The organism is Azospirillum thiophilum, assembly GCF_001305595.1.
In the GTDB taxonomy this organism is placed as follows: Bacteria; Pseudomonadota; Alphaproteobacteria; order Azospirillales; family Azospirillaceae; genus Azospirillum; species Azospirillum thiophilum.
On record NZ_CP012405.1, the window covers coordinates 54,304 to 66,494 of the forward strand.

12 protein-coding genes are annotated in these 12,191 nt (G+C 69.7%); 1 reads left to right on the forward strand and 11 read right to left on the reverse strand.

Annotated elements, in window-relative coordinates; all coding sequences use genetic code 11:
* Positions 1–169: 169 nt before the first annotated feature.
* The 5 genes from AL072_RS35380 to AL072_RS26280 all read right to left on the reverse strand — a co-directional run bounded on the left by AL072_RS35380 (position 170) and on the right by AL072_RS26280 (position 3,757).
* Positions 170–538 (reverse strand): hypothetical protein, encoded by a 369-nt coding sequence (locus AL072_RS35380; protein WP_052710449.1) that lies wholly within the window; start codon positions 536–538, stop codon positions 170–172.
* Complete coding sequence (locus tag AL072_RS35385) at positions 516–863, reverse strand: IS5/IS1182 family transposase (RefSeq protein WP_052710450.1); 348 nt, start codon at positions 861–863, stop codon at positions 516–518. The genes AL072_RS35380 and AL072_RS35385 overlap by 23 nt, the downstream gene beginning before the upstream one ends.
* 263 nt (positions 864–1,126) lie before the next feature.
* The gene (locus tag AL072_RS26270) at positions 1,127–1,999 is read right to left on the reverse strand and encodes a ParB/RepB/Spo0J family partition protein (protein WP_052710451.1); all 873 of its coding nucleotides are present in this window, start codon (positions 1,997–1,999) and stop codon (positions 1,127–1,129) included.
* The gene (locus tag AL072_RS26275) at positions 1,989–2,993 is read right to left on the reverse strand and encodes an AAA family ATPase (protein ID WP_045585759.1); all 1,005 of its coding nucleotides are present in this window, start codon (positions 2,991–2,993) and stop codon (positions 1,989–1,991) included. Before AL072_RS26275 ends, AL072_RS26270 begins: the two co-directional genes overlap by 11 nt.
* 104 nt (positions 2,994–3,097) lie before the next feature.
* On the reverse strand, positions 3,098–3,757 hold the full coding sequence (locus AL072_RS26280) for a TetR/AcrR family transcriptional regulator C-terminal domain-containing protein (RefSeq protein ID WP_045585760.1): 660 nt from the start codon (positions 3,755–3,757) through the stop codon (positions 3,098–3,100).
* A gap of 96 nt (positions 3,758–3,853) precedes the next feature.
* On the opposite strand from AL072_RS26280, the gene AL072_RS26285 reads away from it, so the two are divergent.
* Positions 3,854–4,504: an MSMEG_1061 family FMN-dependent PPOX-type flavoprotein gene (locus tag AL072_RS26285; RefSeq protein WP_045585761.1), complete on the forward strand. Its 651-nt coding sequence runs from the start codon at positions 3,854–3,856 to the stop codon at positions 4,502–4,504.
* A gap of 155 nt (positions 4,505–4,659) precedes the next feature.
* Here the strand turns inward: AL072_RS26285 and AL072_RS26290 are convergent, their stop codons facing one another.
* From AL072_RS26290 to AL072_RS26315, 6 genes are all read right to left on the reverse strand, one after another.
* Complete coding sequence (locus AL072_RS26290) at positions 4,660–5,454, reverse strand: ATP-binding cassette domain-containing protein (protein WP_045585762.1); 795 nt, start codon at positions 5,452–5,454, stop codon at positions 4,660–4,662.
* Positions 5,451–6,758, reverse strand: a complete 1,308-nt coding sequence (locus AL072_RS26295; protein WP_045585763.1) for a sugar ABC transporter permease — start codon at positions 6,756–6,758, stop codon at positions 5,451–5,453. Before AL072_RS26295 ends, AL072_RS26290 begins: the two co-directional genes overlap by 4 nt.
* On the reverse strand, positions 6,758–7,816 hold the full coding sequence (xylF, locus tag AL072_RS26300) for a D-xylose ABC transporter substrate-binding protein (RefSeq protein WP_200909940.1): 1,059 nt from the start codon (positions 7,814–7,816) through the stop codon (positions 6,758–6,760). The genes AL072_RS26295 and xylF overlap by 1 nt, the downstream gene beginning before the upstream one ends.
* A gap of 185 nt (positions 7,817–8,001) precedes the next feature.
* Positions 8,002–9,324 carry a xylose isomerase gene (xylA, locus tag AL072_RS26305; protein ID WP_045585764.1) on the reverse strand — a complete coding sequence of 441 codons (1,323 nt, stop codon included), beginning with the start codon at positions 9,322–9,324 and terminating at the stop codon, positions 8,002–8,004.
* A complete protein-coding gene (gene xylB, locus AL072_RS26310) occupies positions 9,321–10,772 on the reverse strand; it encodes a xylulokinase (RefSeq protein WP_045585987.1) in 1,452 nt (483 codons plus the stop codon). Before xylB ends, xylA begins: the two co-directional genes overlap by 4 nt.
* A gap of 48 nt (positions 10,773–10,820) precedes the next feature.
* Complete coding sequence (locus tag AL072_RS26315; RefSeq protein WP_045585765.1) at positions 10,821–11,903, reverse strand: LacI family DNA-binding transcriptional regulator; 1,083 nt, start codon at positions 11,901–11,903, stop codon at positions 10,821–10,823.
* Between the last annotated feature and the right edge of the window lie 288 nt (positions 11,904–12,191).

The following is a 12,191-nucleotide window of genomic DNA, read 5'->3' on the forward strand; positions in this document are numbered from 1 at the left end:
GTCCGTTGTTTGAACGAACGATAAGATACCTCGACGGCGTCGAAATTACGCAGTTGGGGTAATTCCGCGGGTGACTGACCGCCCTTGCGATCGGGCAAGATTTCGGGTTCTGTTGTGGGCTGTTGCATGGAGGTGATGATGGCAAGAAATCGCCCCAGCCGGTCGTTGCTCAGGCGACGCGGACGGAGTTCGGGCGTCCAAGATCGAGCATGCGTTTGAGGACCGCGACGCCAACAATGACCTCGGTGGCTTGCGCCTGATCGGAGTGGAAGCGCAGCGTGTCGCCGAGGACGCCCTTCCAACGCGCCACTTGGCTCTCAACGCCAGCCCGCTTGTTGTAGCCACTGGTCCGCTGCCACGCCATCCGGCCCGTCTCCGTGATCGTCTGGATGTGGCGATCGCGTTGGGTCGGTGACGTGGTGGCGGTGTCGCTGAGCACGGCGTCGCGGCGGGGCGGTGCCACCACCGCGGCGTCGGGATGGCGTTCGTGGACCGACGCGCAGACCCCGGTCCGGTCATACGCGCCATCCCCAGTCACCGCGGTCCGTCAGCGTGGCCGCGACAATCCGGCCGCTCGCGGCGTCCAGGCCGATGTGCAGCGCCCGCCAGGAGCGCCGCCTTTTGGTGCCGTGCTTCTCGATCAGCCATTCGCCCGGCCCCCACAGCTTCAGCCCGGTGCTGTCCACCAGCAGGTGGATGGGCCCGCCGGCCGACCGCGGTAATGACGCCAGCGTCACCGTCCGGGCGCGGCGGGCGAGGGTCGAGTGATCCGGCACCGGCAGATCCAGGCCGAGCAGATGGAGGATGGAGGCGAGGAGCCCTTCGGTCTGGCGCAGCGCCAGACGAAACACCGCGCGCAGCATGAGCGCGGTGGTGATTGTAGGGCATGGCGGGCGATCCAGGCGGAAACGAGGCCGCGGCCTACGACAACGCGCCCATCCGTGCAACAACGCGGGTCCAGACCCTAACAGGGTGCGGAAAAAGGCTTTTGCGTCGCGAGGGAGGGGGATTTTCGGCAAGATTAGGAAAGGCCGAAGCAAGATACTGGTGGTATCTTGCAAGGTCTTGACGCGAGATTGCCGGAAAGAACCCGACCGCAGCAGCAAAATGGTTTTTCCGCACCCTGCTAATCCCCGAGCAGGCCGGCGATCCGCTGCCGCAGCGTGTCCAGCGCCGCCCGCTCCGCGGCGCCGATCCCCTCGCGGTTCTCCTCCAGCTTGCCGACCGCCTGGATCATGCCGCGCACCGCGGCGCCGGCGGCCCGGCGCTTCAGCACGATGCCGCCAGGATCCCGGCCGCCAGGATCCTGCCGTTTCAGCGCCTGCCGCGTCTCGGCCACCGCGCGGGCGGTGGCTCCCTTGCGGGCGAGCACCCACAGCTTGCGCCGGCCCGCCTCGTCGGGCGCGGCGGCGACCTCCTCCAGCGTGGTGGGCGGTACGCGGTCGGTCAGGGTCAGATACTCGTCCAGCACATCCGACGGCAGGGCGAGGATGCCGAGCGCGCGGGAGATCGCGGCCGGCGTCTTGCCCACCACCTCGGCCAGCTTGTCCTGGGTGTAGCCGTGCTTGGCCCGCAGCCCGTCGAGCGAGCGTGCGGTCTCCACCGCGTTCAGCGCCTTGCGCTGGAGATTGTCGACCAACGCCAGTTCGTCGGGGTCGCCGCCGAGGATGCGGGCGAAGATGGTGCTGCGCCCCAGCAGCTCGAACACCCGCAGCCGGCGGCCGCCGCCGACCAGGGCATAGCCGTCCTCGCCGCTGCGCGTCACCAGGATCGGGTACATCAGCCCGTGCCGTTCGACCGACCGCCGCAACTCCTCCAGCGAGGCGTCGTCCTGCGCCGCCCGCGGCTGGTGGGCATGGCGGTCGATACGGTCGATGTCGACCTCGATGACGGGGGGGAAATCCTCCGACACGCCGAACACCGCGTTGCGGATGGCCTGCGGCTGGCCTGCGGGAGCGGGGGCCGTCAGGTCGGCGCGGCGGGCGAGCTTACGCGACATTGAGCTTCTTCTCCTTGCGGGCCCGGGCGGCGGCGCGCACGTCGGCGGCGACCTGTTCGAACACGGCGCGGCCGGGAACAGTCTTGACCGCCGACAGGGTGATGACGCCGGCCGCGGCGGCCTGCCCATAGACGGTGGCGCGGGGAATCGGGTCGTAGATGCGGTAGCGCTCGCCATAGGCGCGCCACAGATCCTCCAGCGTCGCCTTGTCCTGGGTCAGCCGGGCGGAGAACAGGGTGGGCAGGATGCCGATCACCTCGAGATGCGGATTGCGCCGCCGCCGCAACCCCTCCAGCGAGCGCAGCACATGGCGCAGCCCGACCAGCGCCAGCGATTCCGTCTGCACCGGCACCAGCAGCAGATCCGCCGCCTCCAGCGCGCCGACCGTCACCAGCCCCAGGTTCGGCGCGGTGTCGAGCACGATGTAGTCGTAGAGGTGGCGCACCTCGCCGATCCGGTGGCGGATCGTCGTCAGCTTGCCGGTGGCCAGCTCGACGTCGGCGTCGGACAGGCTGACGAAGGCCGGCACCAGATCCAGCCGCGGTTCGGAGGTCTGCAGGATATAGTCGGTGAAGGGCCGGTCGTCGGCCAGCGCGTAGTAGAGCGTCTGTCGCTCCGCCTCCATCCGGTCGATCTGCGCCGGCGAATAGCCGAGATGGACGGTCGCCGATCCCTGGCTGTCGCAATCGACCAGCAGCACCCGCGCCCCCTGCGCCAGCAGGCAATAGGCAAGGCACAGGCTGGTTTCCGTCTTTGCGGTGCCGCCCTTCTGGTTGCCGGCCATCACCACCGTGGCATGGCGCGGACGGTCGGAGCCGCGTTCGGTCTCGACCAACTCGGCCACCGTCTTGGGCGTGCGTTCCGCGGCGCTTTCCCAGCGGCTGACCTGCGAGCGGTCGTATTTCCGCCCGAGCCTCTCGTTCAGCCATGCGGCCAACTCGCCCTGGCTCCAGCCGCGTTCCTCGCGCAGGCCCTTCAGGCTTTCCCCCGCCATGATCCGCACACTCCCCCGTCGAACAGACGGCGGCATCCTTCGCCGCGACCCTCAACATTGTCAACCGTCCGCTGGCCGGATGCCTCAACAGGACGGGCCGGTCTTCAGCCGGGGCGCTGCCCGGGTGCGGACGGGATGACGGCCTTCAGCCCGTCGACCAGCCGGTCGAGTCCGAACAGGAAGCGGGCGTCGTCATCGTCGTCCGCGATCAGCATCACCGTGGCGGCGATGTCCGGGTAGCGGGCCGCCTGCTCCGCTGTCATCTGCTGCGCGATGCGCTTCAAATCCACCCCATCGCCGCCGCCGTTGGGAGGCAAGGTCGCCTGCTCCTCGATGGTGAAGCCCAGCACGTAATATTGCAGCGTGAGCATGGCGCGGGCGGCCGTGTGCCCGTCGGCACCGGCGGCCCGCAATCTGGCGATGATGCGGTCGCTGATCCGCAGCACATTGTCCATCATCGGAAAGGTGCCGGCATAGAACCGCGCGCCGTCGCGCCGCGATTTCAGGGTGCGGCGGAACTCCACCGCCATCGCTTTCACCCATGCATCCCAGGGCAGCCCGTCGTCGGGCGGCAGCACCATCCCTGCCAGCAGGGCGTCGGCCATGGCGTCCAGCAGCGCCTGCTTGTTGGCGAAATGCCAGTAGAGCGACGGCGCCTGGATGTTCAGCGCCCCGGCGAGCCGCCGCATCGTCAGCCCATCCACCCCGACCTCGTCCAGCAAGGCCATGGCGGCATCGATAATGTCCTGTCGCTGCACCCGCATGGCCGCTTCCCCGCCGTCCTCGTCGTGGTTGACAATCTAACGGCGTTAGGCAAATCTAACAACGTTAGTTTTGCGGAAAGCCATCGAGGAAAGCCCATGGATCCCCATCGCATCCTTACCGTCGAGGCGCTGCGGCAGCTCTACGACATGCCGACCGAGCGCATGCAGAAGACGACCTTCCCGTTCCTGGACGATCACTGCCTGCGCTTCGTCGCGGAATCGCCGCTGGTCTTCGTCGCCACCGCGAGCGGCGGCGGAATGGCTGGCGGTATGGATTGTTCACCCCGCGGCGGGCGGCCCGGCTTCGTCCATGCGGAGGACCGCCGGACGCTGGCCCTGCCCGACTGGCCCGGCAACAACAAGCTGTCGTCGATCACCAACATCCTGACCTCCGACGGGGCCTGCGGGCTGGTGTTCCTGGTGCCGGAGATGGACATCTTCCTGCGGGTGAACGGCATCGCCACCGTCACCACCGACCCGGCGCTGCTCGGACGGCTGACCGAGGAGGGACGCACGCCGAAGGCCGCCATCCGGCTGGCCGTGCAGGAAGCCTTCTTCCATTGCGGCAAGGCGCTGCGCCGGTCCCATCTGTGGCAGCCCGACGCCTGGGTCATCCCGCAGGACATGCCGTCGCCGGGGCAGGTGGTGAAGGACCAGACGGGGCTGGCGGAGCTGTCGGTCGAGCAGATCGATGCGATGTACGAGAAGGCGCTGGCCGAACAGCTCTATCGCGAGTCGAAGGTATGATACCAGCGGCACTGGTCATTGACCAATGCCGCTGGAGGGCCGCGACGGCGGCCCCGCGGGCCCATGCCCGCGAAGCCAAGCGGGCGGACGCCCGCGCCGGCGACTGAGGAAATGGCTTTTGATGGGTCACCAGCAAAAGCCGTTGGTCTGAACTGTCAGGCTGCCGCCCCAGGCCCGGGGACCGCGCCCGGCGGGCATTTGCCGAGGATGATCATGCCCAGCACCTCGTCCTTGGTGACGTCGGCGACGCTGGCGCTGCCGACCAGCTTGCCGTTCTTCATCACATGGATGCGGTCGGCCAGGTCGAAGACGTCGTGGATGTCGTGGGAGATCAGGAAGATGCCGATCCCCTCCTGCTTCAGCTGCTTCACCAGCTCGCCGACCTGCCGGGTCTCGGCCGGGCCAAGCGCCGCGGTCGGCTCGTCCATGATCAGGACGCGGGCGTCGAAATGGATGGCGCGGGCAATGGCGACCGACTGGCGCTGGCCGCCCGACAGAGCCTTCACCGGCTCCTTGAAGCGGCGGAAATGGGGATTGAGGCGGCCCATCACCTTGCGCGCCTCCGCCTCCATCGCGTGGTCGTCCAGCGTGCCCCAGGCGGTCAGCTTCTCCCGCCCGAGGAAGATGTTGGCGGCGGCGTCGACATTGTCGGCCAGCGCCAGCGTCTGGTAGATCGTCTCGATGCCGCAGCGCTTGGCATCGCGCGGGCTGGCTATGTGGACCGGCTCGCCGTTCACCCGGATCTCGCCATGGTCGGCGGCATAGGCGCCCGACAGGATCTTGATCAGCGTCGATTTGCCGGCCCCGTTGTGGCCCAGCAGCCCGACCACCTCGCCGGCGTGCAAATCGATGCTGACGCCGTCCACCGCCTTGATGCCGCCGAAGGCGATGGAGACGTCGCGCATCTCCACCAGCGGCACCGCCTGCGGCGTCGTTCCGAGGCCGGTCATTTCATCCCCCTGCGATAGAGCGTGTCGACATAGACCGCGGCGACCAGCACCACGCCGACGACGATGTTCTGCATCGGCGCGTCCACCCCGAGCAGCACCATGCCGGACTGGAGCGACTGCATCACCAGCGCTCCCAGCATCGCGCCCAGGATGGTGCCGACGCCGCCGGCCATCGAGGTGCCGCCGATGATCGCCGCGGCGATGACATACAGCTCGTCCAACGTGCCGTTGGCGTTGGTGGCGGCGTTCAGCCTTGCGGTGGCGATGCAGGCGGACAGGCCGCACAGCGCCCCCATCAGGGCGAACACCATCACCAGCACGCGGCGGGTGTTGATGCCCGACAGCTCCGCCGCCTCCGGATTGCCGCCGATGGCGAAGACATAGCGGCCGAAGCGCGTGCGCCGCGACAGAAAGGTCACCGCCACCCCGACCGCCAGCGCGATCAGCACCGGGATGGCGAAGCCGTGGGCGATGACCGGCAACTGCCCGTCCGTCGCCAAGCCCTGGGCCTCCATCATCCGCCGCACCACCGGCATCGGCAGCGGATAGGCGTTGACCACCAGCACCGCCCCGACGATGGCGGCGGTCACCAGCAGGATCACCACCCCTTCCGCCCACAGCGGCCGGACGGGAAAGCCGAAGCCGGCCCTGCGCCGCCGCGTCACCAGGATGGCGGCGACCGACAGCAGGATGGCGGCGAGGCCGACCGCCCAGCTCGGGCCGGCGCCGATCGCGCCCTCGAACCCGCCGCCCAGCCGCTTGAACAACCCGTCCATCGGCGCCACCGTCTGGCCGGTCGTCACCCACCAGGCGGCCCCGCGCCAGACCAGCAGCCCGCCCAGCGTGACGATGAAGGACGACACGCCGAGATAGGCGACGATGGCGCCTTGCAGCGCCCCGACCGCCCCGCCGACGGCGACGGCCGCCGCCACCGCCGCCGCCCAGGTCAGCGGATGGTCGAACCCCCAGAGCTCCGGCAGGATGCGGGCCTGGAGCACCCCCACCACCATGCCGGTGAAGCCCAGGATGGAGCCGACCGACAGGTCGATGTTGCGGGTGACGATGACCAGCACCATCCCGGTCGCCATCACCGCGACCGATGCCGCCTGCACCGACAGGTTCCACAGGTTGCGCGGGGTCAGGAAGGCGCCGCCGGTCAGGATGTCGAAACCGATCCAGACCACGGCCAGCGCCCCGATCATCCCGACCATGCGGGTGTCCAGCTCCAGCGCGCGCAGGGCGTCGCCGAGCCCGGCCCGGCGTGAAGCCGGGCCGGCGGTGGACAGGGTGGACGGCTCCGCCATCAGTTGCAGACCTTGACGCTGCCCGGCTTCACGCCCTGGCAGACCACGTCCTTGGTGATCCAGCCGGCATCGACCACCATCCCCAGATTGTCCTTGGTGATGGCGACCGGGGTCAGGAACAGCGAGGTCATCTTCTGCTTCTTCGGCCCGCCGTCGAAGGTCGCGGCACCGGCGATGTCGGTCATCTTCTTGCCGCCGGCGAGATCCAGGGCGATCTCCGCGGCGCGGCGGCCCAGCTCGCGGGCATCCTTCCACACCGACACCGTCTGGGTGCCGAGAGCGATGCGGTTCAGCGCCGCCTTGTCGCCGTCCTGGCCCGACACCGGCACGGTTCCCGCCAGCCCCTGCGCCGCCAGCGCCGCCACCGCGCCGCCGGCGGTGCCGTCGTTGGAGGCGACCACCGCATCGACCTTGTTGGCGGTCTTGGTCAGGATCTGCTCCATGTTCTGCTGGGCGATGGCCGGCAGCCACTTGTCGGTGTAGGCCTCGCCGACATTCTTCACGTCGCCGCGGTCGATGGCGGCCTTCAGCACCTCCATCTGGCCGGCGAACAGGAAGTCCGCGTTGGGATCGGTGGAGCTGCCCTTGATGAAGGCGTAGTTGCCCTTGGGCTTCAGCGCGAAGACGCTGCGCGCCTGGAGCCGGCCGACCTCCTTGTTGTCGAAGGTGATGTAGAAGGCCGACGGGATCTCGATCAGCCGGTCATAGCCGACGACGGGGATGCCTTCGGCCGCCGCCTTCTCCACCGCCGGGCGGATGGCGTCGCCGTCCTGCGCCAGGATGATCAGCGCCTGGGCACCGCGGGAGATCAGCGATTCGATGTCCGACAGCTGCTTGGCCGGCGAGGACTGGGCGTCGGCCGACAGGTATTTGCCGCCCGCCTTCTCGACCACGGCCTTGATCGCCGCCTCGTCGGTCTTCCAGCGCTCCTCCTGGAAGTTCGACCAGGACACGCCGACGGTGGCGCCGGCGGCCAGTGCCGCCGTGGAGGTCATGGTCATGGCGGCGGCCAGCGTCAGGAACAGGCCGGCGGCGGTAGCGGTGAGGCGGTGCTTCATCGTGTTTCCTCCCTGTGTGGCCGCATGGGTTCAGCGGCGTTATGGACGTGAAATCCCCCTCTCCCCCCCGGGGAGAGGGTCGGGGTGAGGGGGATGCACATTCTAGATTCTTGCTGGAGGGCCGCCGCGCGACCCCCTCACCCTAACCCTCTCCCCGGGGGGGAGAGGGGATATCGCTATGGGGTTCAGACGTAGCGGTTGACGATGTTCTCCAGATACTCCTGCCGGCCGGAGCGCGGCTGCGGGGCGAGGCCGCCGGCGAGCGCCCGGTCGGCCAGGGTGGCGAGGTCGCGTTTTCCGGCCAGGATCGCCCGGCCCTCCTCACCGTCCCAGCCGGCATAGCGCTCGGTCAGCGGCCCGGTCAGCGCGCCGTCCTCCAGCATCTGGGCCGCCTGCAGCAGGGCGCGGGCGCAAGTGTCGATGCCCCCGATATGGCCGTGCAGCAGGTCGGCGGGGTCGAGCGACTGGCGGCGGATCTTGGCGTCGAAATTCAGGCCGCCGGTGGTGAAGCCGCCGCCCTTCAGGATGTCGTGCAGGACCACCGTCGTCTCGCCGATGTCGTTGGCGAACTGGTCGGTGTCCCAGCCCAGCAGCGCGTCGCCGCGGTTCATGTCGAGGGAGCCGAAGATGCCGAGCGCCAGCGCCAGCCCCACCTCGTGCTGGAAGCTGTGGCCGGCGAGGATGGCGTGGTTCTGCTCGATGTTCACCCGCACGTCGGCAAGCAGGTCGTAACGCTCCAGGAAGCCGTAGACGGTGGCGACGTCGAAGTCGTACTGGTGTTTTGTCGGCTCGCGCGGCTTCGGTTCGATCAGGATCGGCCCGTCGAAGCCTATCCTGTGCTTGTGCTCCACCACCATCGCCAGGAAGCGGCCCATCTGGTCCAGCTCGCGCTTCAGGTCGGTGTTCAGCAGCGTCTCATAGCCCTCGCGCCCGCCCCACATGACGTAGTTGGCGCCGCCCAGCGCATGGGTCGCCTCCAGCGCGGCGCGCACCTGCCCGCAGGCATAGAGGAAGACGTCCGGGTCCGGGTTGGTCGCAGCGCCGGCCATGTAGCGCCGGTTGGAGAACAGGTTGGCCGTGCCCCACAGCAGCCGCACCTTCGCCGTCTCCATCTTGGCGGCGAACAGATCGGTGACGGCCTTCAGGTTGTCGACGCTCTCGACCAGCGTCTCGCCTTCCGGGGCGGCGTCGAGGTCGTGGAAGCAGAAGAAGGGGATGTCCAGCAGGCGGAACATCTCGAAGGCGACGTCGGCCTTGGCGCGCGCCGCCGCCATCGGGTCGAATCCTGGACGCATCCACGGGCGCAGGAAGGTCTCGCCGCCGAAGGGGTCGCCGCCCGGCCAGCAGAAGCTGTGCCAGTAGCAGGCGGCGAGCCGCAGATGGTCCTCCATCCGTTTGCCCAGCACCACGCGGTCCTTGTCGTACCAGCGGTAGGACAGCGGGTCGCGGCTGTCCGGCCCGCGATAGGCCACCGGGGACAGGTCGCCGAAGAAGGGAACGGTGCTCAAGACGCGAACTCCTTGGCAAGGGGATAGAGCCGGCGCCAGCGCAGCCACGCCTGGCTGTACGCTTCGGCGCGGGCCGGATCGGGGGTGAAGGTCTCAAGACGACGGGGCTTGCGGCAGACGGTGGCGGGAGACTCGCCGGTCGCGGCCATCCGGCCGAGATGGGCGGCTCCCAGCGCCGCCCCGACCTCGCCGTCCTCGATGCGGTGGATGGTGACGCCCAGCGCGTCGGCGCAGATGCGCGCCCACAGCCGCGAGCGGGAGCCGCCGCCGGCAAGGTCGAACGCGGTCGGAGCACCTTCACCCAGCGCCACGAGGTTGTCGCGGGAGGCGAAGGCGACGCCTTCCAGCACCGCCTGGACCAGCGCGTCGCGGCCGGTCTCCGCCGACAGGCCGGCGAACAGGCCGCGCACGGTGGCGTCGTTGTGGGGGGTGCGCTCGCCCGACAGGTAGGGCAGGAAGGCGACCGGCGAGGGGCCGTCCACCGCATCGCCCAGCGGCGCCAGCAAGTCCGCCTCCGGCGCGCCGAGGGTGGAGGCCGCCCAGGCGAGGGAGGCCGCCGAGGACAGCATCACCCCCATCTGGTGCCAGACGCCGGGCAGCGCATGGCAGAAGGCGTGGACCGCCATTGCCGGGTTGGGCAGGAAGCGGTCGGTCGTCCGCCAGACCACGCCCGAGGTGCCGAGGCTGAGAAAGCCGTCGCCGGGCGCGATGGCGCCCAGCCCGACGGCGCTGGCGGCGCAGTCGCCGGCCCCGCCCGCCACCACCGGCGGCTCGCGCATGCCCCAGCGCCGGGCGAGTTCGGGCGACAGCCGGGCGACCGCATCCGAGCCTTCCGCCAGATCCGGCATGTGGGCGCGGGTCAGGCGGGTCGCCGCCAGCAGTTCGTCCGACCAGTCGCGCCGGGCGACGTCCAGCCACAGCGTGCCGGAGGCGTCGGACATCTCCTCCACCATCGCGCCGGTCAGGCGCCAGCGGACATAGGCCTTGGGTAGCAGCACCTTGGCGACGGCGGCGAAGATCTCCGGCTCCTCCTCCGCCACCCACAGCAGCTTGGGCGCGGTGAAGCCGGGCATGGCGATGTTTCCGCTGATCCCGCGCAGGTCGGGCAGCGCCACCTCCAGCGCCGCGCATTGGCGGTGGGCGCGGCCGTCGTTCCACAGGATGGCGGGCCGCAGCACCCGGTGGTCGTGCCCCAGCAGCACCGCGCCATGCATCTGGCCGGAGAAGCCGATGCCGATGACGGCGGCGAGGTCCGCCGGCTGCCGCTCCGCCAGCTCGTCCACCGCGGCGATGGCGGCGGCGACCCAATCCTCCGGCTCCTGCTCCGACCACAGCGGATGCGGGCGCGAGACGGAGCAGGGGCGCGACGCGCCCGCCGTGACCGCGCCGTCGCCGTCGGTCAGCACCGCCTTGACGCTGGACGTGCCGATGTCGATCCCGAGAAACATGACCGGCAACCTCTCTTTCCAAAAACCGAACCGGCGGCCTGCCGCCGCTCAGGGCAAATTGTCGCGCAGGATGACCTGGACCCGGATATGCTCCTGCGCCGCGACGATCTCTTGGCCCGTAACCAGGGCGTGGAGCACCCGCGCCATCGACCGCGCCTCGTGTCCCGGATCCTGCGCCACCAGGGCGGCGACGGTGCCGTCCAGCAGCATGCGGCGGGTTGCAGGCGTCAGCTCGTGTCCGACGCAGAGGATCCGGCGGGTGAGCCCGGCCTCGGCCAGCGCCTCGCCGATGCCGACGGAGCCCTCGCCGGTGTTGTAGATCGCCACCAGCCCGGGCGTGTCGGCCAGCATGCGGCGGACCAGCTCGCGGTTGCGCTCCGGATCGTCGCGGCCCTCGACCGGGGGCAGCAGGGTCAGTTGCGGATATTCCTCCGCCAGCACCTGCCCGAAGCCGAAGCGCCGTTCGGCATGGTCGCGCAGGCTGGCCGAGCCGGTGACGATGCCGACCGAGCCACCCGCCTCGCCCTCCATCTTGCCGGCATGTGCCGGCCCCCAGGGGCCGCAGAGGAAGCGGCCGACCAGCGATCCCGCGGTGCGTCCGGCGGCGATGTTGTCGATGCCGACATAATGCTGGCGGCGCGACGACGGTGCATCAGACACCAGCGTCACCACCGCCATGCCGCCTTCCACCAGATCGTCGATGGCCGCCCGGATCCGGGGATGGTCGAGCGCGACCACCGCCACCCCCTCGAAGCGTCCGGCCAGCCCGGCCAGCTCCGCCGCCAGCCGGTCGGGGTCGAACAGGTCGGTCTCGACGATCTCGACCGCGATGCGCCGTGCGCGGAACCAGCCGGCCTGGGCGCGCACATTGTCGGCGATGTCCATCATGAAGCGGTTGCTGCCGCGCGGCAGGATCACGGCGAAGCGCCAGGACCGCGCCCGCGCCAGCTCGGCTGCCGCCGCCAACGGGCGGAAGCCCAGCCGCTGTACCGCCTCGTGCACCTTGCGCGCGGTCTTGGCGCTGACACCGGGGCGCCCGTTGACGACCCGGTCGGCCGTCGCGAGGCTGACGCCGGCCGCCGCCGCCACGTCGCGCAGGGTCAGGGGAGCATCGGTGATGGGATTGTTCATGTGGCGAACATATTCCGGCGAATTGAGGTGCGCAACTCAAATCTTGATGTTGAGAGGGCCGGCACCCGGCGGCAGTTCTTCCGGGGAGCCATTGCCAAGGCTTGTCCTATGACCGAAGGCTTGGGTTCAAGGTGCGTACATCAGGACAGGAGGCCCGGCCTTGGCCATCGTCGGGCCTGGGCGGCGCGACCCGGTGCCTCCAATGGGGAGGCGGCACTACCCCGTCTGTGGCGCCGATGCCTTCGATTGATCCGATGACCGGACAATGCGCAGCACTTTAGGCTTGCT

What these genes read in the sequence shown, in the direction of transcription:
- AL072_RS26315 (WP_045585765.1), bottom strand. Translation starts at nt 11,903, where the DNA reads ATGAACAATCCCATCACCGATGCTCCCCTGACCCTGCGCGACGTGGCG.
- xylF (WP_200909940.1), bottom strand. Translation starts at nt 7,816, where the DNA reads ATGAAGCACCGCCTCACCGCTACCGCCGCCGGCCTGTTCCTGACGCTG.
- AL072_RS35385 (WP_052710450.1), bottom strand. Translation starts at nt 863, where the DNA reads ATGCTGCGCGCGGTGTTTCGTCTGGCGCTGCGCCAGACCGAAGGGCTC.
- xylB (WP_045585987.1), bottom strand. Translation starts at nt 10,772, where the DNA reads ATGTTTCTCGGGATCGACATCGGCACGTCCAGCGTCAAGGCGGTGCTG.
- AL072_RS26290 (WP_045585762.1), bottom strand. Translation starts at nt 5,454, where the DNA reads ATGACCGGCCTCGGAACGACGCCGCAGGCGGTGCCGCTGGTGGAGATG.
- AL072_RS26295 (WP_045585763.1), bottom strand. Translation starts at nt 6,758, where the DNA reads ATGGCGGAGCCGTCCACCCTGTCCACCGCCGGCCCGGCTTCACGCCGG.
- AL072_RS26270 (WP_052710451.1), bottom strand. Translation starts at nt 1,999, where the DNA reads ATGTCGCGTAAGCTCGCCCGCCGCGCCGACCTGACGGCCCCCGCTCCC.
- AL072_RS26275 (WP_045585759.1), bottom strand. Translation starts at nt 2,993, where the DNA reads ATGGCGGGGGAAAGCCTGAAGGGCCTGCGCGAGGAACGCGGCTGGAGC.
- AL072_RS26285 (WP_045585761.1), top strand. Translation starts at nt 3,854, where the DNA reads ATGGATCCCCATCGCATCCTTACCGTCGAGGCGCTGCGGCAGCTCTAC.
- AL072_RS26280 (WP_045585760.1), bottom strand. Translation starts at nt 3,757, where the DNA reads ATGCGGGTGCAGCGACAGGACATTATCGATGCCGCCATGGCCTTGCTG.